Annotated in this window: 27 protein-coding genes and 5 tRNA genes; 5 read left to right on the top strand and 27 right to left on the bottom strand. The window is 42.6% G+C overall.

Going from position 1 to position 21296, the window contains the following annotated elements; all coding sequences use genetic code 11:
* From ACYQ4O_RS00315 to ACYQ4O_RS00280, 8 genes are all read right to left on the bottom strand, one after another.
* Positions 1-76, bottom strand: a tRNA-Glu gene (locus tag ACYQ4O_RS00315).
* Between the two features lie 68 nt (positions 77-144).
* Positions 145-220, bottom strand: a tRNA-Glu gene (locus tag ACYQ4O_RS00310).
* 12 nt (positions 221-232) lie between these two features.
* Positions 233-308 (bottom strand) — tRNA-Ala (locus tag ACYQ4O_RS00305).
* 41 nt (positions 309-349) lie between these two features.
* Positions 350-425, bottom strand: a tRNA-Glu gene (locus ACYQ4O_RS00300).
* A 14-nt stretch (positions 426-439) separates the two neighbouring features.
* Positions 440-515: transfer RNA gene (locus ACYQ4O_RS00295), tRNA-Ala, on the bottom strand.
* 84 nt (positions 516-599) lie between these two features.
* Positions 600-2030, bottom strand: a complete 1431-nt coding sequence (gltX, locus tag ACYQ4O_RS00290) for a glutamate--tRNA ligase (protein WP_460174407.1) — start codon at positions 2028-2030, stop codon at positions 600-602.
* A gap of 84 nt (positions 2031-2114) precedes the next feature.
* On the bottom strand, positions 2115-3791 hold the full coding sequence (locus ACYQ4O_RS00285) for a putative transporter (RefSeq protein WP_460174406.1): 1677 nt from the start codon (positions 3789-3791) through the stop codon (positions 2115-2117).
* A gap of 447 nt (positions 3792-4238) precedes the next feature.
* Positions 4239-4691 (bottom strand): DIP1984 family protein, encoded by a 453-nt coding sequence (locus ACYQ4O_RS00280; RefSeq protein ID WP_308512844.1) that lies wholly within the window; start codon positions 4689-4691, stop codon positions 4239-4241.
* Positions 4692-4953: 262 nt separating this feature from the next.
* Here ACYQ4O_RS00280 and dcuC point away from each other — a divergent pair, with 262 nt between their 5' ends.
* From dcuC to ACYQ4O_RS00265, 3 genes are all read left to right on the top strand, one after another.
* Positions 4954-6228 (top strand): C4-dicarboxylate transporter DcuC, encoded by a 1275-nt coding sequence (gene dcuC / locus ACYQ4O_RS00275; RefSeq protein WP_308512843.1) that lies wholly within the window; start codon positions 4954-4956, stop codon positions 6226-6228.
* A gap of 218 nt (positions 6229-6446) precedes the next feature.
* On the top strand, positions 6447-7064 hold the full coding sequence (locus tag ACYQ4O_RS00270; RefSeq protein ID WP_460174405.1) for a LexA family protein: 618 nt from the start codon (positions 6447-6449) through the stop codon (positions 7062-7064).
* 2 nt (positions 7065-7066) lie between these two features.
* On the top strand, positions 7067-8377 hold the full coding sequence (locus ACYQ4O_RS00265; protein ID WP_460174404.1) for a Y-family DNA polymerase: 1311 nt from the start codon (positions 7067-7069) through the stop codon (positions 8375-8377).
* A 122-nt stretch (positions 8378-8499) separates the two neighbouring features.
* On the opposite strand, the gene ACYQ4O_RS00260 is transcribed toward ACYQ4O_RS00265, so the two are convergent.
* Positions 8500-9669, bottom strand: coding sequence for a hypothetical protein (locus ACYQ4O_RS00260; RefSeq protein ID WP_460174403.1), 1170 nt, complete (start codon positions 9667-9669; stop codon positions 8500-8502).
* 493 nt (positions 9670-10162) lie between these two features.
* On the opposite strand from ACYQ4O_RS00260, the gene ACYQ4O_RS00255 reads away from it, so the two are divergent.
* Together ACYQ4O_RS00255 and ACYQ4O_RS00250 are read left to right on the top strand one after the other, a co-directional pair.
* A complete protein-coding gene (locus ACYQ4O_RS00255) occupies positions 10163-10534 on the top strand; it encodes a hypothetical protein (RefSeq protein WP_460174402.1) in 372 nt (123 codons plus the stop codon).
* A 56-nt stretch (positions 10535-10590) separates the two neighbouring features.
* Positions 10591-10758: a hypothetical protein gene (locus ACYQ4O_RS00250; protein WP_460174401.1), complete on the top strand. Its 168-nt coding sequence runs from the start codon at positions 10591-10593 to the stop codon at positions 10756-10758.
* A 155-nt stretch (positions 10759-10913) separates the two neighbouring features.
* Here the strand turns inward: ACYQ4O_RS00250 and nrdD are convergent, their stop codons facing one another.
* The 18 genes from nrdD to ACYQ4O_RS00160 form a co-directional block, all read right to left on the bottom strand.
* Positions 10914-11084 carry an anaerobic ribonucleoside-triphosphate reductase gene (nrdD, locus tag ACYQ4O_RS00245; RefSeq protein WP_460174400.1) on the bottom strand — a complete coding sequence of 57 codons (171 nt, stop codon included), beginning with the start codon at positions 11082-11084 and terminating at the stop codon, positions 10914-10916.
* A 23-nt stretch (positions 11085-11107) separates the two neighbouring features.
* On the bottom strand, positions 11108-11488 hold the full coding sequence (locus tag ACYQ4O_RS00240; RefSeq protein ID WP_460174399.1) for an MbeD/MobD family mobilization/exclusion protein: 381 nt from the start codon (positions 11486-11488) through the stop codon (positions 11108-11110).
* Positions 11485-12000 carry a lysozyme gene (locus ACYQ4O_RS00235; protein ID WP_460174398.1) on the bottom strand — a complete coding sequence of 172 codons (516 nt, stop codon included), beginning with the start codon at positions 11998-12000 and terminating at the stop codon, positions 11485-11487. Before ACYQ4O_RS00235 ends, ACYQ4O_RS00240 begins: the two co-directional genes overlap by 4 nt.
* On the bottom strand, positions 11981-12295 hold the full coding sequence (locus ACYQ4O_RS00230) for a hypothetical protein (protein ID WP_460174397.1): 315 nt from the start codon (positions 12293-12295) through the stop codon (positions 11981-11983). Before ACYQ4O_RS00230 ends, ACYQ4O_RS00235 begins: the two co-directional genes overlap by 20 nt.
* On the bottom strand, positions 12279-12662 hold the full coding sequence (locus ACYQ4O_RS00225; RefSeq protein WP_066590702.1) for a phage holin family protein: 384 nt from the start codon (positions 12660-12662) through the stop codon (positions 12279-12281). The genes ACYQ4O_RS00230 and ACYQ4O_RS00225 overlap by 17 nt, the downstream gene beginning before the upstream one ends.
* Positions 12663-12892: 230 nt before the next feature.
* Positions 12893-13279, bottom strand: coding sequence for a hypothetical protein (locus ACYQ4O_RS00220; RefSeq protein WP_460174396.1), 387 nt, complete (start codon positions 13277-13279; stop codon positions 12893-12895).
* Between the two features lie 21 nt (positions 13280-13300).
* Entirely contained in the window at positions 13301-13660 is a 360-nt protein-coding gene (locus ACYQ4O_RS00215) for a hypothetical protein (RefSeq protein WP_460174395.1), read from the bottom strand.
* Between the two features lie 24 nt (positions 13661-13684).
* On the bottom strand, positions 13685-14071 hold the full coding sequence (locus tag ACYQ4O_RS00210; protein WP_460174394.1) for a hypothetical protein: 387 nt from the start codon (positions 14069-14071) through the stop codon (positions 13685-13687).
* Complete coding sequence (locus tag ACYQ4O_RS00205; protein ID WP_460174393.1) at positions 14064-14672, bottom strand: phage tail assembly chaperone; 609 nt, start codon at positions 14670-14672, stop codon at positions 14064-14066. The genes ACYQ4O_RS00210 and ACYQ4O_RS00205 overlap by 8 nt, the downstream gene beginning before the upstream one ends.
* Complete coding sequence (locus ACYQ4O_RS00200) at positions 14672-14971, bottom strand: Gp49 family protein (protein ID WP_460174392.1); 300 nt, start codon at positions 14969-14971, stop codon at positions 14672-14674. Before ACYQ4O_RS00200 ends, ACYQ4O_RS00205 begins: the two co-directional genes overlap by 1 nt.
* Positions 14972-15008: 37 nt before the next feature.
* The gene (locus tag ACYQ4O_RS00195) at positions 15009-15974 is read right to left on the bottom strand and encodes an alanine-zipper protein (protein WP_460174391.1); all 966 of its coding nucleotides are present in this window, start codon (positions 15972-15974) and stop codon (positions 15009-15011) included.
* Positions 15975-16026: 52 nt separating this feature from the next.
* The gene (locus ACYQ4O_RS00190) at positions 16027-17082 is read right to left on the bottom strand and encodes a short-chain fatty acid transporter (RefSeq protein WP_460174390.1); all 1056 of its coding nucleotides are present in this window, start codon (positions 17080-17082) and stop codon (positions 16027-16029) included.
* Positions 17083-17087: 5 nt separating this feature from the next.
* Entirely contained in the window at positions 17088-17717 is a 630-nt protein-coding gene (locus ACYQ4O_RS00185) for a DUF2612 domain-containing protein (RefSeq protein ID WP_460174389.1), read from the bottom strand.
* A 20-nt stretch (positions 17718-17737) separates the two neighbouring features.
* Positions 17738-18946 (bottom strand): baseplate J/gp47 family protein, encoded by a 1209-nt coding sequence (locus tag ACYQ4O_RS00180; protein ID WP_460174388.1) that lies wholly within the window; start codon positions 18944-18946, stop codon positions 17738-17740.
* 41 nt (positions 18947-18987) lie between these two features.
* A complete protein-coding gene (locus ACYQ4O_RS00175; RefSeq protein WP_066590716.1) occupies positions 18988-19359 on the bottom strand; it encodes a hypothetical protein in 372 nt (123 codons plus the stop codon).
* 21 nt (positions 19360-19380) lie between these two features.
* A complete protein-coding gene (locus ACYQ4O_RS00170) occupies positions 19381-20115 on the bottom strand; it encodes a phage baseplate assembly protein (protein ID WP_460174387.1) in 735 nt (244 codons plus the stop codon).
* Between the two features lie 3 nt (positions 20116-20118).
* Positions 20119-20979 carry a baseplate hub protein gene (locus ACYQ4O_RS00165; protein ID WP_460174386.1) on the bottom strand — a complete coding sequence of 287 codons (861 nt, stop codon included), beginning with the start codon at positions 20977-20979 and terminating at the stop codon, positions 20119-20121.
* Complete coding sequence (locus ACYQ4O_RS00160; RefSeq protein WP_460174385.1) at positions 20969-21286, bottom strand: phage baseplate plug family protein; 318 nt, start codon at positions 21284-21286, stop codon at positions 20969-20971. The genes ACYQ4O_RS00165 and ACYQ4O_RS00160 overlap by 11 nt, the downstream gene beginning before the upstream one ends.
* Between the last annotated feature and the right edge of the window lie 10 nt (positions 21287-21296).

The following is a 21296-nucleotide window of genomic DNA, read 5'->3' as shown; positions in this document are numbered from 1 at the left end:
TGGCGACGCTACGGGGATTCGAACCCCGGTACCGACCGTGAAAGGGTCGTGTCCTAGGCCTCTAGACGATAGCGTCAAGGACGGGTTTCGACGAAACTTCTTCAGTCCGTCAGGAACATCAAATTTGAAGTACCTTGAGTAATTTGGCGACGCTACGGGGATTCGAACCCCGGTACCGACCGTGAAAGGGTCGTGTCCTAGGCCTCTAGACGATAGCGTCAAGGACTTTTATTGGTGGAGGTAAGCGGGATCGAACCGCTGACCTCTTGCATGCCATGCAAGCGCTCTCCCAGCTGAGCTATACCCCCAATCGACAGCTATTCCGAAGAATCTCTATCATAACAAATTTTGGCGACGCTACGGGGATTCGAACCCCGGTACCGACCGTGAAAGGGTCGTGTCCTAGGCCTCTAGACGATAGCGTCAAGGACTTTTCTGTTGGTGGAGGTAAGCGGGATCGAACCGCTGACCTCTTGCATGCCATGCAAGCGCTCTCCCAGCTGAGCTATACCCCCAAACAACGAGGAGCGAATTTTATGGGAAATTTTTCTCCTCGTCAAGGCAATTGCTAAAAAATCAGCAATTAAAATGTAACAAAATTATTTTGTGTGGTTGATCCAGTTGGTCAAACCTTCTTCTAATTTACCTCTAACTCTTTCTTTTCCAAAGAGTTCCAAGGTCGCATCAATAGATGGAGTATGTTTTTCCCCGGTGACTAAAACTCTCAGAGGAATTGCGATGTGAGGCATCTTAATTTTTAATTCTTTCATTATTGAACGAATTAAAGTATTGATGTCTTCTCTCTTCCATTCCATGTCTTTGCTGCGTTCTAAGAACAAGCGGCAAGCTTCCTGGCTGGTAGCTGCATCTTTGATGCATTCGTCAAGAACAGCTAAGTCAATTGGATTATCGCGATAGAAGAGCATGGCGCCCTCAGCCAGTTCGGCTAAAGTGGCTTCACGTTCTTTGAGCAATGCAACAATGCCGACTAAATCCAGGTTTCTGCTTAAATCAGCACCCTTATCTTTCAAACGCGGTTCGATAAGCTTTGCTAAACGTTCGTCATCCGCTTCTTTGATGTATTCATGGTTGAGCCAGCGCAGCTTATCCATGTTGAACTGAGCGGCGGAACGGCTGCAGTCTTCCAGCTTGAACCATTCGGCAAGCTGTTCACGGCTGAATTTTTCAGCATCGCCGTGAGCCCAGCCCAAACGTGCCAAGTAGTTGAAAATAGCTTCCGGTAAGAAGCCCAATTCTTCATAAGCCAAAACGCTGACAGTGCCGTGACGCTTAGAAAGCTTCTGGCCGTCTTCGCCGTGAATTAAAGGCAAGTGTGCAAATGTCGGAATCTCTCCGCCGATAGCCTTGTAAAGGTTAATCTGACGAGGAGTGTTGTTAATATGGTCAGCACCACGGATGACATGACTGATTTCCATGTCCATATCGTCAACTACTACTGCAAAGTTGTAGGTTGGGATACCGTCGCCGCGCATAATAACGAGGTCGTCCAACTCGGAGTTGTTGATGGCGATTGGACCGTAAACGCCGTCATTCCAAGTAACGGTTCCTTCATCCGGATTTCTGAAGCGGATAACCGGAGTAACTCCTTCAGGAATTGGTTTACCAGCGCAGTTTTCAGGACGCCAGCGGCCGTCGTAGCGAGGCTTTTCACCTCTGGCTTTTTGGTCTTCTCTCATCTGTTCCAGCTCTTCTTTTGTGGCATAGCATTTGTATGCCAAACCTTTTTCCATGAGCTGATCGACAACTTCTTTATAACGGCCAAGACGGTTCATCTGATAAGTCACATGACCGGCGTTGTCATAATCCAGATTGAGCCATTTCATCGCATCAAGAATGACCTGTGTAGCCTCCGGAGTGGAACGCTCTTGGTCAGTATCCTCGATTCTTAAAAGGAATTCACCGCCGAAATGGCGGGCAACGGCCCAACAATAAATGGCTGTACGTGCTGTACCCAAGTGCATCATCCCGGTAGGGCTCGGTGCAATTCTTGTACGAACTTTTTTAAACATAATTTTCCTAAGTTATTTTTATGTAAAAGAAAGGGCTTAGCCTTTCGGTCAAGCCTATTATTTTAGATCCTAAATCTTTGATTGTCAGACATACTGCCAGAGGATTAGTAGAACGAACTGGCCTGACAAAATTCTGAGGAACATCGCCAGAGGATAGACAGTGGAATACGCGATAACGGAACTGTTTTTCTCAGACAAAGTTCCTGCATAGGCCAGAGTGGGAGGATCAGTTGTAGCACCGGCTATCATACCGATCATGGCGTGGTAGTTCATCTTATATTTCTTACGAGCAATGGTACCAACGATCAGCAAAGGAATAATCGTAATAAACAAGCCTAAGAATGCATATAAGACACCTTCCCCGTTGCCCAACGCTTCGACGAAGGGCTTGCCGGCATTTAGTCCGACACTGGCAAGGAATAATGCAATACCCAGCTCTCTAAGCATAAGATTTGCAGACTCTGTCGTGTATGTAATCAGACGCAGGTTCGGTCCATAATAAGCCAGCAAAATAGCAATAATAAGAGGACCTCCTGCCAAACCAAGCTTTAATGGAACAGGCAAACCGGGAATAGCGATAGGAAGACTTCCGAAAATGATCCCGACAACGATGCCTAAGAAAATGGACACAAGATTCGGGTGATAAAGTTTCTTTTCTTGGTTGCCCAAAGTTTCGGCCAAACGTGCTACTGCCCTTTCCGGACCGACGCAGTAAACGCGGTCTCCAAGCTGCAGATGCAAATTGTTGTAAGGGAAAAGAGTTAAACCGGCACGGAAAATTCTTGTGATATTGACGCCGTCATACTTGCTCAAATGCAAATCGTGAACGGTTAAACCGTTTACTTTCGGTTTTGTGATGCGGATGGTTCTCGAAGTAATCGGAGAAGATTCCAATACCAAATCGATTTCCTTATCTTCCTTACCGCAAAAAGCTACTACCGGCTCTTTATTTTCTTCCGCACTGACAATTCTTAAGACGTCTCCCGTGTGGAGTACGGTCTCGGCTGAAGGAGAGGTAATAACACCGTTATGAAGGACACGGGAACAGATAAATGGTCGGCCCACGAAGTCTCTAACTTGATGAATCGTACGTCCCTCTAAGGCTGGATTGGTAATCCTGGCATGGAAGAAGATAGGTGCTTCGTTGTTAGCCTTTTGGGCTTCTTCCCATTGTCTGTCTTCTTCCTTCAGATCGATCCTAAATACAATTCTTAACACGATAGCTGTGGCAATGATGGCCACAACAGCAAGGGGGTACGCACAGGCATACGCAACTGCAATATCTTCTCCGGTGTATTCCATCATCTTTAGTGCCTCTTGAGTAGCACCGAGACCCGGAGTATTTGTTACAGCTCCGAAATAGACGCCGAGCATTGTCGCCAACGAGACCTTTGCTTTGAACATAAAGAAAAGGATGATGGTGACAACCAGGCTAAGGACAACCGTAAGCAAAGTCAGTAAATTTAATTGAAGTCCTCCGCTTTTAAACGATGAGAAGAAGGACGGTCCGACCTGAAGCCCAATAAAAAATACAAACAAGATAAGTCCGAAATCTCGGACGAATGACAATACCGTCGGATTGACAGTAAAGCCTACATATCCGCAAGCCAGTCCTACGAAGAGGATAAAAGTCACGCCCAGCGAGATACCGAAAATTTTAATTTGTCCTAACAACATCCCAACGCTGATCACCAAGGCATACACCATGAGGATATGAGCAATTGAGTTGGTGTCAGTCCAAAGATTGACGAGCCAGTCCATTGTTTTAATAAAGTTTAAAGATTTGAGGTATGGAACATTTTCTAACAGTTAATTCCACATTGTGAACCGAACTTCCATGAAAAGAAAGAACTCAAGGACTCGCAGGAAGTGGTTAAAACCAATATAACTATTTGGTTTATTTGAAGAAATAGAATTCTAAAAGAAGAAATATTAAGTGAAAGTATCGATAGTAATTAACCTGACAAGCATTACAGAAAATTGCTTGTCAGGATGTTTTGGTTGCCCGCGACCCACCCTCGCACAAAGGTCATTGTCAAAACATGGTAGTAATGTATAAGCGGTGATTTATAAATTAACCCCCGTACAGAGAGAAGAGCTGTAAAAAATTGGTTTCCTTCCTCTGAGGTCCCTCGAGCCGTTTGGACTCGAAGGTAATTGACATTTGTTTTCGCCCAATTGACCTTTGCGCTACACACAAAACCAACACTAAATTAGATCTGTATTCCAATTGGTGTATTGAATTTTTGCATCTAACATGCGCGCTTCATAAGAAAGCTTATCTACAAGCTTTTGATAAGGTTTCACGTCAACCGCAGCGGTTATCATGATCTCATTACGAGAATATCGCTCAACCTTGTTGGAAGCTTTTTGCAGAAACTCACGCATGATTGAAATTCTCTTAACCATGTAATCACGTTTCGTGATCATTTCGGACAAAGTTTTTCCGTCAACAATAACCGCTCCGTTGGTTTTGTTGATGCGGTCAACCAAAGTTGTCAGCTCATCGATTGTGGTCTCGACATCATTGATCAACACCTTTGGATCCTCCGAAGGGACATCTCCTTCCTGCACTAGAGCATTGGCCTGCAAACGCTGATTGAGTCTGCTCAGCCGACTTTGTAATTCTTTTCTTTCTATCAATGCTTCTGCTAGTTTCATCTTTTTTCCTATTGGATAGGCCTGTTTTTTGCATACGCAAAGTTTACAACGGCAAAAAAGAGGTTAAGAGTCAAATTCACCGTTTCAAGAGCTGCATTGTGAGCAACTACTTACCTTGGTGTAACCAGAGGTTACAAGTTATTGCAATTCTTGAGAAACGTATCATCCATGAAACATAAGTGACAACGATTAAGCAGTAATACTTATAATAGGTACTCCAGTTGGCTTAGGCCTTCTTTTTTTGTTTCAAAAAGGTATATGTATGACACCAACCGCATGGATTGCCATTGCTGTAATCGTGGTCACGGTTTATTGCTTAATTAAGCGTTATGAAACCCGCTTAGTGCTTTTCACCGCCGGCCTCTTCCTCTGCTGTATCGCCATGAGTCCAATGGCTGCACTTGACCAGTTTGCTAAGAGCATGGCCAACGCATCCTTAATTATGGCTATTTGTTCGTCTATGGGTTTTGCTTATGTTGTGACGACTACCGGATGCGACAAGAACCTCGTTAAGTTCCTCGCCGCTCCTCTTCACAAACTCGGCATTCTCCTTATTCCGACAACTACCATCATCACCGCCTTCATTAATGTGGCCATTCCTTCCGCTTCCGGATGTGCTGCCGCTGTAGGTGCAACTTTCATTCCTGTCATGATTCGTGCAGGCATTCGTCCGGCCGCTGCCGGCGCCGCCGTCCTTATGGGCACTTTCGGTTCCAACATTTCCCCGGGAACCAGCCATAACAGTGTTGTTGCCAAAATTGCCAATATGGACATGATGGACCTCATCAGCCTTCACACTCCTTACTCTATCGGCATGGTACTTATCGGTGCAGTTGGGTTGACCATTGTTTGCTTGATTCTCCGCGACAATAAGCCCACTCAAAAAGAATTGGACGACTACTACACTACTGCCGATCAGTCTCAGGAACTTCAGCATATCAATCCTCTTAAAGCGATTGCTCCGCTGGTTCCGTTAGTTATTCTTCTTCTCGGCAACTCCTATGTTCCGTTCATCAAAATGGGCGTAGCACAAGCCATGGTTATCGGCGCAATCTTTGCCTTGATTGTCTCCTGGGTCAACCCGCAGCAGTTCACCAAAGACTTCTTCAAAGGAATGGGTGAAGGCTACGGTTCCGTCATGGGCATCATCATTACCGCCGGAGTCTTCGCTGCCGGTCTTAAAGCCACGGGCTTGATTGATGCTTTCGTCGAAGTATTGAAGAGCTCAAACGAAATCGCTCGCTGGGGCGGCTCTTTCGGCCCCTTCCTCATGGCTGCAATTACAGGTTCCGGCGATGCTGCTACTTTTGCCTTTAATGAAGCCGTTACACCGCACGCCGCATCCTTCGGCATGCCGATTCCTAACCTCGGTGCCATGGCTTTAATCTCCGGTCAAATGGGCCGTACCATGTCTCCGATTGCAGGCGTTGTAATTGTGCTGTCCGGCTTGGCAATGGTTCCTCCAATGCAGTTAGTAAAACGTACCTGCATTCCATTGATTATCGGCGTCATTGTTTTAGCGCTGACCATCGTCTAGCAACAGTATTAAAACTCTGCAAAATGCCTCGCGGAATGCGGGGCATTTTTTTTCGGCTGGAATTGTAAAAAAAGTCTTTGGGCTTTGGTTGGAGGCGTCCTCTGTCGGAAGCTGTAAAGAACACCGACAGCAAATTGAAGACTCTCTTCGTTTATTGATTTTGAAAAAGTATTATTATTTCAATAAATCCACTTCAACCTTCATCGAAGAGAACTATTATGACTACAACACCATCCGGCTCCCGGGGAGGAGCAAGAAAAGGCGCCGGACGCAAGAGTATTGGTAACACGAGACGCGTCACAGTATGTCTTACCGAAGAACTCTTGCCTATATTTAAAGAAAGAGGCGGTGCTAAGTGGCTGCGCAGTGAACTTTCCCGAACGGAGAAAAAATCCGAACCAGCACAGTTTGAATCCTTCTTTCTTCCTGTTGCCGATCCGGTTTCTATGCGACTGCCGCTTTATCAATCAGGCGTACAAGCAGGTTTCCCTTCTCCGGCAGAAAGTTATGTGGATAAATCTCTTGATCTGAACGAGTATTTAGTGGCCAATCCGGCCGCTACATTCTTTGTGCACGTAGTAGGCGACTCCATGGACCGAGCAGGCATGGAAGACGGAGATCTGCTGGTCGTGGATCGTTCGCTTGAACCTAAAAACGGCGACATTGTCATCGTCAGCATCGATAATGAATTCACGGTAAAACGTTATATGAACGACGAAAAAGGATTGCGCCTGCTGCCCGAGAGCTCAAATCCGATTTATAAAGCAATCCGACCTAAAGAATTTGAAGAATGGCGGTTTATCGGAGTAGTCAAGTTCACGATTAAAAGCAATTAGCTATGTCTTCGGTATTTGCGCTCGTAGACGGGAACTCTTTCTTTGCGTCGTGTGAAAAAGTTTTTAGGCCCGACTTAACCCATCGTCCCGTTATTGTTCTCAGCAATAACGATGGCTGTGTTGTCGCTCGCTCCAAAGAAGCTAAAAAACTCGGAATCAAGATGGGGGAGCCCTTCTTTCAGATTGCGCAATTCTGCTTGTACGAAGGGGTAGAAGTTTTTTCGAGCAATTACGAGCTGTATGCCGATTTGTCGGGACGCATGATGTCGACCATTGCCTCTATGGTCGACTGCATCGATCCTTACAGCATTGACGAATGCTTTGCTAACATGAGCGGACACGAACAGCTGGGAACGAATCTGACCGCCCTCGGCCGGAAAATAAAAGACAAAGTTCTTCAGGACGTAGGAATTCCAACGTGTGTTGGGATTGCTCCCACTAAGACCTTGGCCAAGTACTGCAACCATCTTGCGAAACACTACGCCGGACTCAAAGGTGTCTGCAGCTGGCTGGACCTTTCAGAAGAAAGACGACGGCGTGCGCTTGGTTGTGAACCGGCATCTGAAGTATGGGGAGTAGGAAGAAGATATGCCGCCCGGCTGAAAATGCTCGGAGTCCACACGGCTCTTGATCTGGCGAACACCAATCCGGATCAAATCCGCAAAGAATTCGGACTGCCGTTGGCGATGACGGTTAAAGAACTTCAAGGAAGTTCATGCATTCCTTTAGAACTCATTAAGCCGAAACGTCAGCAGATTATGCGCAGCCGCAGTTTCAGCGAGCTGGTTTCCGATGAAAATGATCTTCTCGGTGCCATTACGTTTCACGCACAAGAATGCGGACGGACGTTGCGTAAAGAAGGAACCTGTGCTCACACGGTTGGCATTGTTCTGCAAACCAATCCGTTCCGAACTCAAGATGTACAGCACCATGCTTTTCCGTCTTTGGGCCTACCCTACGGAGTTGCCGATACCCAAACGATTATTCACTATGCCGCTGCATTGTTGAGACGAACATTCCGCAAAGGCTGTCTCTATAAGAGAGCAGGTGTTTACGTCGGCGAAGTTGTCTCCCGCAAAGGCCAGGTCCAAGATCTTTTCGAGTATCAGGAGACGGCTCCCCGCGAAGAAATTTGCAGAATAATAGATACGCTTAACACTCGCTATGGGAAAAATACAGTGCACTTTGCCTCTTCTCGTTTGGGAGAAAAAATTTGGTGCATGAATAGAGAACGGCTGAGTCCTGCCTATACGACCTGCTGGAATGATCTGCCCAAAGTCGGAGCTTTGTACAAAGAGCGCATTCCGTCTTGACGATACTCAAAATCTTAGCTCTTTCGCCAAGAATCCTGCGTCCAAAAAGACGAGAAGAGAAAGCATTCGACCAAGAAAAGAATGAAGACAAACGCTGCGCTGCAGACTCCTCCAAAGACTTTTTAAGAACTTTCGAGAAACCGTTTCAACTGTTCCGCAATAGCCTGAGGATTATCAATATGGTCCGCGAAAATCTTCATAATTGCGGTTTCTCTCTCATCTCTGTCGGGCGAAACAAACAAATCTTCGGAGTTAAAGGAAGTGGACAAATCTTGCCTGCATGTAAGAGTGCTAATGGCTTTCACACCTGCCTCTGCAATTAAATTTATAGGACAGTTTCTATTATTTAGAAAGTGAAGCTTCTGCAATTTAAAGGCTGTCACCTCGAGAGCATCGATGATTACTCGGCTTTCAGGATCCAAAGCCTGACAGTAAAGCTCCGTCAATTTTTTATGCTCATACGTTTTCGCAAAAACTGCAGACTTGAACCTATTGAGCGCCAGCCAAGTGGGACTGCCGCTTTCATCAACCAAACCGGAGCGCTCATGAACCGGAAGTTTCCGGATGAATTCCATCAGAGTTTCCTGCGTCGGAGAACCGTCCGAATAAGTCTCTATAGATTCAAATGCGATTAACCGCGCATCGCATTCCGCCTGTTCAGCTGCAGAGCCTTGTTCCGCCTCAGGAACCATTTTTTGGTTCCAAAGTTCGGCTGTTACCTCCTTTGGCGGCAAGATTCGAACAAGAATAGGTGCTGTAATTTTGGAAATCGAGCCTCTATTGATTCCGTGGACCTCATCGCTATACAAGTCCTCCAGATAATTGGAAGAAGTACCTTCTAGATAAGCCAGCTTCACTGCGTTGACTCTGGCATGACCGGCTAAGACACGAAACTTTGAGACATCTTCGGAAAAATAGTCCTCATCCGGCTTTCCATCCAGATCATAGGCCGTTAACACTTTATCCGTCTCCACAACTGCATATTGAGCTGCTGACTTGGTTCCGTCCGGAAAAATTACCCAATCGATCTTTCCTAGCTGACTTGGCTCGATTTCTCCGAAGGCTACGACCGGAGCTCCCGCTTCAAAACTCCTCTCACCGCTTAGTCGAAGATAATCCGGATCGGCAGCAATGCTAAGCATCTGCAGGCGTGACGCAACGCTTCCACGAGTTCTTTTAGGAGGAAGCATCTCGGGAGAAAGTTTGAGAGGATTTTCGAAATCCAACTTCTCAGGAAGTCTTTTTCGAGTCTTGAGGCGTTCCTCTCTTTTTTGGTTTTCTTCTTGCGTCATTTTGCCGTCTAACTAAATATTTATTGCGTATTTCCCTGATAATCAACAACAATTTTGCAGAAAGTACGGTCCGAGATCCAATATTAACTTTTGGAAAGAATGCAGAAGATACGGGAGGAAGTTTGGTGCGCGGTGTTGGCATATCATTTTATAAATTAAACAATAGGTTAGTGTTAGAAGTACTGCTTTTCTACTGCTTTTACTCAAAAAAACCGCTTTTTTTAGTGTTGTTTTTATGCTTAAACGAAAAAGGGGGAATCTCTTCCCCCTGCTGCCTTTATGAATTAAACAAGTGGAATGCTTAAGCAGAAATCCAACTTTAAGAAGTCCGGCAAGTAACTTAATACTTTTTAAGGCCGTACTCAGTGACAGCAAAACGAATCTTACCAGTTAACTAATCTTTTGGTCAATCCTAATAAAACACTTGTATTTTCCATTTTCTAAATGTATAATTACTTACATGAATTAAACAGGAACTTAAAAGGAGTCCAAAATGTCAAAGTTTCCTACCACTAAAGCAGTTAGATCTTGGGTTAAAGAAGTAAACAAAAAAACAATCTGTGTAAAAGAACTTACATATTTCGGTTATAAAGCGGTTTACATGAGCTTAGCCGAACTTTGTGAAGTAACCGTTGAATATGCCGGATATGGAAAAATTATTTTTGACGGAGAGGATTTAGACCCTATTTCGGCAAGAGAAAAACTGAATTATTTATACAACGAAGAGTTTGCAGATAGATATCGTTTTACTTCTAAAAAAGACGCTTTGGCTTGGGCTAATGACTACTTCAATATGAATAATGAAGAAGAAGTAGAACAAAAGATAAATCTTATTGAAGATATTAAAGCAGCAAGAAAGAACTAAAAATAAAAAAAATCGGGTTTCAAACAAGGCCCGGTTTTCTTTTTGATGATTGAGCTATGGAAGAAAAGACAAAACGCCCGGCAGGTAGGCCAAAGAAAACAAAGGAAGGCGGAAGAAATATGACGCTTTATCTAAACTTGAAAATAGCAGAAAAGTTAAAAGAGTTAGGCGGTGCAAAATGGATAACTAAGAAAATCCAAGAGGAGTTAGCCAAGGAAAAATAATTTAACCCCCGATATCTTTCGGGGTGTTTTTGCAGTAAAATATAAGTTCAATATGAGTGATTTGATTTGGCTGTTGCCTTATCGAACGGTTATAAGGCTTAGGAAGTTGACGATTCCTAAGCCTTTAACTTTTTATTTACTGATTGAATATTTTTTTAACAACGTGGGCATTTACTCTCTTTAAAGTATTTCCGATCTGCGAATTCTCCCTTTTTTCCGATATTGAATGAATCAATAGGACGGTGATACCCCATTACTCGAGTCCAAACCTCGCATTTAGTTCTTTCTGAATTTTTAATACCGTAAGTTTGTAAGTCTTTATCCATTTTATTTATCTCCTTGGAAATTCTCATTGAAGTGCTTTTCGGCAATACTCAATAATTCCTCTTGCTTCTTGAAGAAGTTTTCTACTCTCTGGTTCCAATCGTAAACATTGAATTGCGATTCGAGATTCGGAGGTTTTGGCTCGTTTTTCAAGACTATTGACTCGCTGGCGCAACCGCTCAGAATCAGAACGAGCCAAAGACTCAGACTTACGAAGATCAGCCATGGCAATATTCCAGTCTTTTTGCCTTGTTTCATACTCTTGTATTGTTTGCGTAAGTTGCGATACTTGCGAGCGAGCATTTTTTAACTCTTCCGAATTTTTACCTTGATTCAAACCAAAAAAATAAGCGCAGAGAACTAATAAAATTCCTGCGCTTGCTTTAACTAAAGATACGATATTCACATTAAGGCAACCTCCGCTTTACGTCTATTCATTAAGCCGTTGATAACTTCATACATAATGCGCCCGTGCTCGTCTCTCAGAATATTTCCATTCTTATCTTTCATTTTTTGTTTTGCGAAAGATAAAAATCCTTTTTTTGCTTCTTCAATCTTTCCGGCATTAAGCAGTTCTAAGGTTTTCGATTTCGCAACGGCACCAACACCGACATTGAAAGCCAAATCAAGTAAAGCTATGTACTGACCCTCCGTTAACTTGCAAGTAACGTATTTACTTAACGCCTCGGCGTGCTCAATCAAATCATCTTTTAAATATTTGTCGGCTTGTTGTTTTGTGACTGTTTGACCCGGTTTTACGTTCTTTGTATGTCCATAACCAATGGTTAAAGTATTAGCAGAGCATTTATAAGCCTTAAGCCTTAATCCTTCCCACTCTTTAACAAAATTTTCCGCAACTAACGGGTTCCATTGCGAAAAAGGTAATTTTTCTTTTTGGTTACTTGTTGAATGATTCATTATGTTGTCCCTTTAAGAATGAGATATCTTTCTTGATTGTTTCGATGACGGATTGAATATTCTCTAGTTTCTTTAGATTTTCACTGTTTTCTGCTGCTTTTTTATTCAGCTCATTAATCTGTAATCGCTGGATAGCCGTTTCATTTTCAAGATATTCAATTCGTTCTTTTTGCGTCACGATTGTGTACTCTGATAGTTGCGAGTTTGTCATCACGCCCGCAACATAAAACGCCACGAATAACAAGGCTTTTAGAACACCATTGAAACATTGCCTTAGGTTAATTCTTTCTATCATCTTTCCCTCCCACTTCTAAAGATTCGAGCTTTTTATCTGTATTTTCATAAAAAGCGATTTTTAACTTACCGACCATAAAGCGGTATAGGAGGTTCATAATTCTGTTTCCAAAATATGCACCTAAGCCGGAGAAAGCAGCAATCCATTCTTCATGTATTTCAGTTACTCTTAGGAGTAGATACACGATAAAGCCGGCAACCATCGAGGTAACGACCTCAGCAAGATAGTGAAATAAATTGAACATTTTTTCACCTTTCGAATACTGTTGTGCCGGGCCAGCCAGAGCACATACAAGAATTAAAATAGCAGTAATTTGGCCTATAGCTGTAAGAAAATCAGACCATACCGCCGGGTTTTTTGTTGGCATAATCTCCCTCTAATTTCTAAAAAATTGGTGATTGAGGTTTGTTGGTTTTGATTAGTTTTTAAATAATTTCTTTTCTACTTACCTCCTTTTAAAGGGCGTAAAAACATCCGCCCTTTAAACCTAAAATATCCAAAAACTTAAGCTAAGTTGTTGAAATAAAATAGGTTTGAAAGGGCGGATAGTTTGGGTGGATAAAAAAGCCCCCGAGTTGGGGGCGCAATGGTTGAAAGTTATCCGCCATTTGAAGGGATGAACTTTATCGTTGTCCCTTCTGTTTGACCTTCTCTTACACCAAGTTCGATACGCCAAGAATCTCCTTTTTTCAGTGGCACAAATAACTGAGGCCATTGCAGAGGATCTGAGAGGTTTTCGAGTCTGGTTGTCAAATACGAGTTTGAGTTTTCTAAATAAACGTATTTAATTAAATTACCGCATATGATATTCAACCAGCCGTTTGCAGGAGCTACTTCAGTAACAATCATATCGCCTTTATATTGATAATAGTAGGTGATGATTCCTGACTTACTTCCCGGCAATGCTTGAGCACCAATAAATTCAGTCTCCGACTTCTTAATAAAAAGATTAAGCAAGGCTTGAAGGTACGCTTTTAAACTCATAACGCACCTCCAAATCTCAAGTTATTCGGATTCTCTAAGCGGTACGAACCTACAAAGTTCTTTAGTATCTTTCGCTTGTAAAAATACCGTTTCTCCTTTGTAAACTCGAATAACCAAAGAGTTGTATCCGCTAACATACATAGAGAAAAATCCTTGTGTTTGTAAACAAAACCGCTCGGATTCTCCGGTACTTGCATAGACAACAAAGCCATTAGCAGGCGGTACATACCTTTTGAAATAATTGTTAGGTTCGTAATCCGGTAATGATTGAACGTCAATCTTGACATCCTCATACCAATGCGGCGTATTAATTGCCTGAATCCACGATTTTTTATTTCTAAGGAATGTTTCAAGTAAAAGTTGGAGTAACTGTTTAAGCATAGTACAGCCCTCCAAATAATACTCTTACCCCCTCCCGATAGCCTCAAAGAATCTTACTGTTATGCTGGTGGCTCTGATTCCATTTACAGCAAAACTACATCCCTTAGCGATAGGCAAAAAGAAGTTAAGGCCTTGGTTACTTACGGAGGCAACTTGTGAAACTTGAAAATTGTTTGTCGTAACTTGAAGCATAGTTCCTGTTGAGGTCTCACTTTCTACTGTGCTAGCAGAAATGTTTAAATACCCGTCACTATAGGCCGTTCCTGTGACTAAATTATTTGTCCAAGAGTCTCCTACAGAGTTAGTTCCTGAAAAAGTCGTTGGAGAAGAGAACGTACTTCTTGATACGTGCGCCGCCTCCGCCGGGGTGGTTCGGGTATTTAACAACCACTGAATAAAATCTTTAAGCATTAAATCCTCCTTTCATGTGTTCACGGGCTTCTACTTTCTGACCCAACTCGTATGCCAGTGCGGTTGGGAATGCAGGGAATTCCACGAATGGAAAACCCGTTGTTTCCGGCATATTTCTTAATGATTGTCGATAGGCTTCTAAGTAAGCTCTGTCTTCATCTGTTAAAGCTGTTCGCTTAACTTTAGCCATTTTTTGAACTGTGATATCAGGTAACTTGACGTAATCATCCGTATCGGAAATACGGGCGTTACGTTCAACTTTAACTACATCGGAATACTTGCCAATAACAAAATCATCATCGTTTTCTGGTAATTCATCTTCCGGGTAATAATTACCGTCCGCACTTCGGAATAATCCTGTCGGGGAAAGCTCCATTTTCCAGAATTTAATAATTTTGCCGTCTGGCGTTTTAAAGTTTTCCGACAACGTGTAGTGCTCTTGGGCATAGGCTAGATCGGCTTCATCTATAAATGCGTGCTGGCCTTGACTGTTTGACTCAACAACAATCTTGCCGTTTGCATTTTTCAGGCTATAACGAGAAAGAGGCCGTTTTTTGGCCTCTTGTAAGTACTCTTGTTTAACTTCATCAAGTGTTTTCATTAGTTATCTCCGTAATGTTCCGAACAAAAACCAAAAGCGACAAATTGGAAAACTTTATCTCTTGCTTTCGAATATGAGATTTTCTTAGCGGTTTCCTCTGAAAAATTGCGGATATCAACGCACGAGGCTATCTCAGTAACAGTAAAACGATTCTTCAATACTAAAGTGCATACCATTGTGCCGGTACCTTCTACATGGTGATAATCTACCCGTTCTATCAATGCGTCTACTGTTTCATTATTGATATAAGGAAACTTGCAAGATTTTCTTGCTTCTTCTTTAATTTCACTTGTATTCATTTTTAATAATTACTCCGTTTAGGTTTTGGTCTTACTTTTAGGTTCCGGTCTCTGTTTCGGTATCTGTTCCGTTGATTATGTTGTCGATTTCTTCTTGAGTCCCGCCGTTTTCAAGTATTAGTTCCTCAAGAATCGGCACAAGGTATGCGTCCACGCCAGTGTTAAATCCAATATTGTTTCTAGCGGTTGTTTGTTCGGTTTCGGTTAAGGATTGAGTAGACGAATAAGAAACGTTAGGCGTTAAATCTACCCACGTGGATGACGTAACGGCCGTTCCTGCTGCCGTATCAATTGATACTAAAGTAAACATTCGTCCGTCAGTACCAACAACAGTATCACCGACTTTAATATTCCCTTGCGGTTTTAAATCCGCTATATCGATTGTTTGAGAAATACTCAAACTACTATCAATAGTTCGTACGGCGTATGCGCTGGCTTGAGCGGTTTCTGCTGCTTCTTGTGCACTTTCGGCCTGTTGTTGCGCAGTTTCTGCTAAAGTTTGAGCCGTTTCAGCTGAATTTTGTGCACTTTCTGCTGAATTTTGCGCATTTTCTGCGGAATTTTTAGCTTGTAATGCACTATTTAACGCTGATTGTGCGGTTTGTGCGCTGGTTAGTGCGCTAGTCTTAGCTTCATTAGATGACGTTACAGCAGTATTAGCCGTTTGAATCGCTTGGCTTGAGGCCGTGAGTGCAGAAGTTGAGTTAGAAATAGACAACTGTATATCTGCATCCCAATCGTCAACTACTTGCTTTAAAGTTTCAACCTTCTCATTAGCACTATTTGCAACGGCCAAAGCATTAGAACTTGTCGAATTTGCGGTTTGAGCCGTTGTCCTAGCTTCCTTAGCGATATTTAACGCCTCTTCGGAGTTATCCGAGGCATTATCTGCATATTCTCCAATTTCATTAATAGCGTCTTCGGTTTGTTGTAACACTTCCGGCCCGCTAATTACGCCCGTCCCCGTGGGCGTGTAATGAAATTCAAATTTCTTTAGAGCCATTTTGAATTACCTCTTTAAAATTTATTTTTTGTTTTTCATTCATGCCCGTAACTTATTCAGGAAGTTTCATAAAATAAGCCTCGGTATAAAAAGGAGGCTCGTTATCAATATCGGAAATACTGGAATTTGCGGTTAATGTATGTGTATGTGTTTGTCCACCGCCCACGGAATTAAGCGTAAATGTGTGTGAGTGACTACCGTTGGAAGAGGTTTCGCCTGTCCAAGAACTATTGGCGTTGAATTGAAAATATGACCAAGGGCCACCGTCTTTCCCGCTAGAAGAAGTATCAATTTGTCCTTGTGTTTGTCGACTAAAACAACCTTCCGCTAACGCTCCGGCCTTGTCATCACATCCTGCTTTTCCGGTAATATTCATGCTCCCTTTAGTATGGGTATGAGCACCTGTTGTACTGGTACTGCCTGAATGAGTATGAGCTGGCAATTGTTCAACGGTTAAAGCCGTTCCCCCGATAACTCCACTAACTGCAATATTAGGAATATCTAATGTTGCCGATCCGCCTGTTTTTCCTGCATTTTGAGCAGTAGAACCCTTAACAAATTTATCAATAAGGTTAGGTGTTACCCCATTTCTTCCGTCCGAACCGCCGTCACAAATAACCCAGCCTGTATCCGGTTGAGTAGTGCCCCAGAAAATCGGATTTCTGTTGTCAGTTCCGCCCATTTGCACATTATGGAAGGGCATAATCGCTCCGGCTGGAACGGTTACATCTATATTTTTCCAGTAAGTACGATTAGAACCGGGCGCAACAACAGTAGAAGCCGGGCCATTAGCTGTAACGCACCTGTATTTAGTTCCATTCTGTAGAACTTCATTCCCAACTTCATAATTAAGCACTGCGGAATAATTCATAATCCCGCCCTGTTGGTACCAAACAGTGAATTGAGAAAGTAAAAGTAAAATCCCGTTAAAGTCGTTTTTATGCGGTGGGATTCCGCCTTGTTCTATCGGAATAGCATTCTCATGACCCCAACCGTTTTGTTGCGAAAGCCTACCAGTTCCGGCCTCGGTCGGGGTTAGGGGCGGAATTGTGTAATCCCCGTCTTTGGCAATAGTAGACTGAATTTGAAACTTTGGATAATTGCTCATGATTGTTATATCTCAATTGTTTTCGAGGGGTTAAATACGCCCTGATTAAATGGCAAAAGTTTTTGACCAAAGAAGCCAAAAACAAGGTTAGAAGGCGTAACGGTTTCGACATTTGCTAAAACGCCAGCTGGTCTATTTAGTAATCCGTAATTTTTAAGAATCGCTATCTGTACGCTCGTAGGTTCCCCAACAATGCGGATATTGATACTCATATCTTGATAATCGTTAACGAATGCAGGCAAACCGATTAACTTAGTAAGTAGTTTGTTAATCGTTGCGCTAGTTGAATTAGAAACATTTACAACCGCTCGATAAAAGATTAAGAATCTAAAAAGTTCATCATCTAAGCGAGTGTCCACGTTATCTATAACTAAGTTTCGATTTACGCCTACACGCCGTCCCCACCAATCTAAAAAAACACCCTGCGCAGTGGCAGGGTTTAGGATTTTTTGAAAGAAGTAATCTAGTTGGGGGCTTGCGTCTAATTCTTCATTAAATAACATCGCTAATTGCTGATACTTTTGCGAATGCGAATATTGAGATTGAAGGGCGATAGATATTAGACATCGAACGTTAGATAGTTTCCGAAAATCGGTAACGCTTAGGATATTGCGCCATGTTGTCGAATCAGACATTTTTTAGCACCTCCAAAAAACTAAGAAGTAAATGCAATAGTGATATCTGATTCACTAATTGTCGGTTCAATATCTGCGGGTATCTGGACGCTACTAGCAAGTGTTCCGGTGCCTAACGCAACCTCAATTGAAGCAATAGGGGCGGTTGTTGAAGCTTGAATTACAGAGTAAAAACGAGAAGCGTAAACCGTTGACGCTAGCGAAACTCTATCATTAGCACCCCCGCCCGTTACGTCATTAATTAAAGATTGAATAACTAAGTTTTTCTCTGTTGGGTTCATAGAAGAACCAAAGAAAGTTACTTTAATCTTTAACGCTTGGGATTCAGGGCGCACAATGTTATAAGTGTACGTAGCGTTATAAAAATTCTCATCTGTATAGCTAACTTGATAGTCTCCGGTCGTCCCACATCCTGCGTCTTTACGCTGATAAATCGTTTTGGCTATTTCTTCATCTTCACCGCCAACAATCGAAATAAGAATTGAATGCGGATTAATTGTTACTCCGAATTTTTCAATACTTGAATTGTTCGGATTTTCAAGAACTCGAACATCTAAAACCCCGTCTAAGGCAGCAAGGTTTGCTTGAATTGCCTCAACGTATCCAGTCGCATTAATCGCATAACTTTCAACCATGCGGTTTCTTAATTCCGAATCGGTTTCTTCATCACGCCCGATAATTCCGGCCGTTGGGTTTGTAATTGAATCCCACCCGGCGATAGTAGTGACTATCTTATTAACTGCTCCACTGGCAACCTCTAACGGGCCATGTTCAATAGCTGTAAACGTTGTAAGTACTGTTCCGTTATCTGTGATTTTTGCGCCGGAGGCATTAGAGTGTCTGTACTGATTACCTTGTGAATCCTGTGCAATAGCTCCATACGGAATTACAGTACCTTTTAATCCGGTCAATTTACAGTTAACTACTGTCGGCTCGGATATCTTTCTATCTAAGCCATAAAGCGAGGCCAAAGCGTCTAAGAATTTACCTGTTGCGGTTACAGGATTAACCATGTTTGATAAAAAAATAATTTCTGCATTCTTAGCTTCAATCTCGGAAACAATTAAATCTAAAACCTGACCCATAGGCGAGGAAGGCTCAATATTTAAAAGCGGTTCATCTGGTGAAGTCTGAAATGCTTGCTGTATCTTTTCTCCTATGTCTTGTCTAATGTCTTGTGTGCTAGGCAAAGTTACGCCTGTTTGCGGATTAAAAATTACTTGTGCCATTGCGTTTAAACCTAAAGAAATAAAAATAAAAACTTAAAAATTTAAAAATTAAAGGTAAGTGTTTCTTGTAATTCTGTAGTGATAGTTATCTCACCGTGAAGTATGCGATTCTCTTCGTCAAATTCGGTTACTGTTACGCTGTCTACAGATTGCACCCCTTGCGTTCTGTTTCCGGCTTCTCTGATAACTTGAGATAACACGGTTGTATCTAAGCTCTTAGCTAATTGAGCTTCTTTCCAATTAATACCGTTTTCCTGCTGAAAGTAAGCGTCATTCGTCCATAGTCTTATCTCATTAGCAAGGTTTTGAGCTATAGCAAGATTACCGCTAGTTAATAAAATATTTCCTTCGGGCGTAAGCTGTAAATCCCAACTGTTTGGGTCAAGTAACGCCGTTTTATTTTCGTGCGCCATAATCTAAAAATCCTAATTGCTTTATTCCGGCTGTCCGGTGCTCGAATCACCGCTCTGTACGCCTGTATGTGTGTGAGTAGTAAGGCTAATTCCTTGAGCTGTAACATCACCGCTAAAGGTTGCATTTTCACCGCCAGCACCACCGCCGGAAATAGCACCATTCAAGTTAATTTGCGGGGCTGTAACAGTGAATGAGCTTGAGGCCGTTACTTCCATAGTTTGAGCCTCAACTTTTGCGCTCTTGGTCTTAATCGTGACTTCTTGCGGGGCTTCTATAGCAATGGTTCCTTCATCTTCTAAATGGATAAATACTTCGGGGGCTTTTCCCCAAAAACCGCCAATATAGAAAGAGTCAGACGGGTCAAATTGTCTAAAAGTAGCCGGAACTTTAGGCGTATTGTCTCCGTTGATATTTGAAATATCATTTTTTGCAACAACCGCTAGGCCAATATCTCCGACTTTCGGATCGCAGATTACTGCTGCCTTACCATGCTGTAACCGGAAATATGGCAACTTAGGAATGTTGGTAACTTGTAATCCCTGACCTTTGTTATTTCTAGGCTGTAAAAGCGGTTTTACTGATACGTAACCAGCCCCTTTATCTTTTCCGCTTCTCTCTACTGCTGTAACAACAACAGGTAAAGAGGTGCTTACTATTTTTGAGATAAGCGAGGAAACAAAGAAATTAAGGGCGTTAGTTTCATTTGAACTTGCAAAATCGTTATATCCTGCGTTTAGTTCTTTTTCTTCTGCCATGGCTTACCACCTTGGGAATATCGCATTAATTTGTGTTTTCCAAGCGTTTCCGCCCGGGTCATTTGCGCTTAGTTGATGATTAAGTCCCACTATTTTCCAAGTGCCGGAGGCGTGAGGTACGATAGATTCAAGTTTGAAGTTCGCACCGATTCTTAGCTCAGGTCGGAAAAAACAAGATACGTTAATGCCATTATTAGAAAAGGTCGGATATCCGATCATGCCGTTTTGTGCATTAATTAAAGGAATACCGCCTTGAGATTTACGGCTGGCATTCTTAGGCATTAATACAACTTTTTCATCATCAAACAACAGATCAGCGCCCACGGCCTCGGCAATACGGCGCATTTTCGTGACCGGATCACCGTTAATTATGCAGTCTTTAATGGAGGCGGTTACTTCGTTATTCTCAAATACGTATCCAACTTCTTTACTTAATTGGTCAATCAATCCGGCAACTGTTTGATTACCGTTAACGGATATTGGAGCTTGGGGAATTAATGCCGGGAATAATCCACAGTTAGCTTCAATCTTAAAATCTGGTGAAGGCGAAGCGTTAAAGTCCGCCCAAGCGTTAACAATCTCACCCTTGAATACAACAGATAAAGTTTTACCTTTTTGACCTGCGGAAATATTTATCTTGTTTCTTTTCAATGAAAACGATTTAAAGCCTAAATGCGTTAATCGCTCCATCGTGTTTAAAGATAATCCTTTTATGCTTACTGTAGCCTTGGGAAAAGCCGGACATCCTGACTTAGTAATGCTTACTTTCATCGCTAGGTCTCGGATTGTTAATGCTTCCTGACTGTCTAAAGTAACCGTTACGGCGATATCTTTTTGAGTGTAGGTAGTTTCATTATTGTTCATTAGAAGCCTCGCTATCTGCGTTCTCGTAAAGCAATAACCACCTAGAATTTAATTCTTCGTACTGCGGATCAGACTGTCCTAGTGTGTCTACAAAGTACAATCTGCCATTAAAGTTAGGGGATGGGTAACAATTAATATCTGTGCCAACGCAAACCTTGCGCCCCTTGAATATTTCAACCTCGTTACAAGTCAAATCACAATAGAGAGATTCGGCAACCTGTCTAAGCTGAATCACGCAGTTTTGAGAATCAAGCACTACAGAAAATTCTTGCCATGGAAGAGGGGATGTTTCAATCTGTTCAATCATGTTTTACCCC

The organism is Turicimonas sp. TL08 (assembly GCF_054660695.1).
This window is presented reverse-complemented; position numbering and strand designations above follow the sequence as displayed.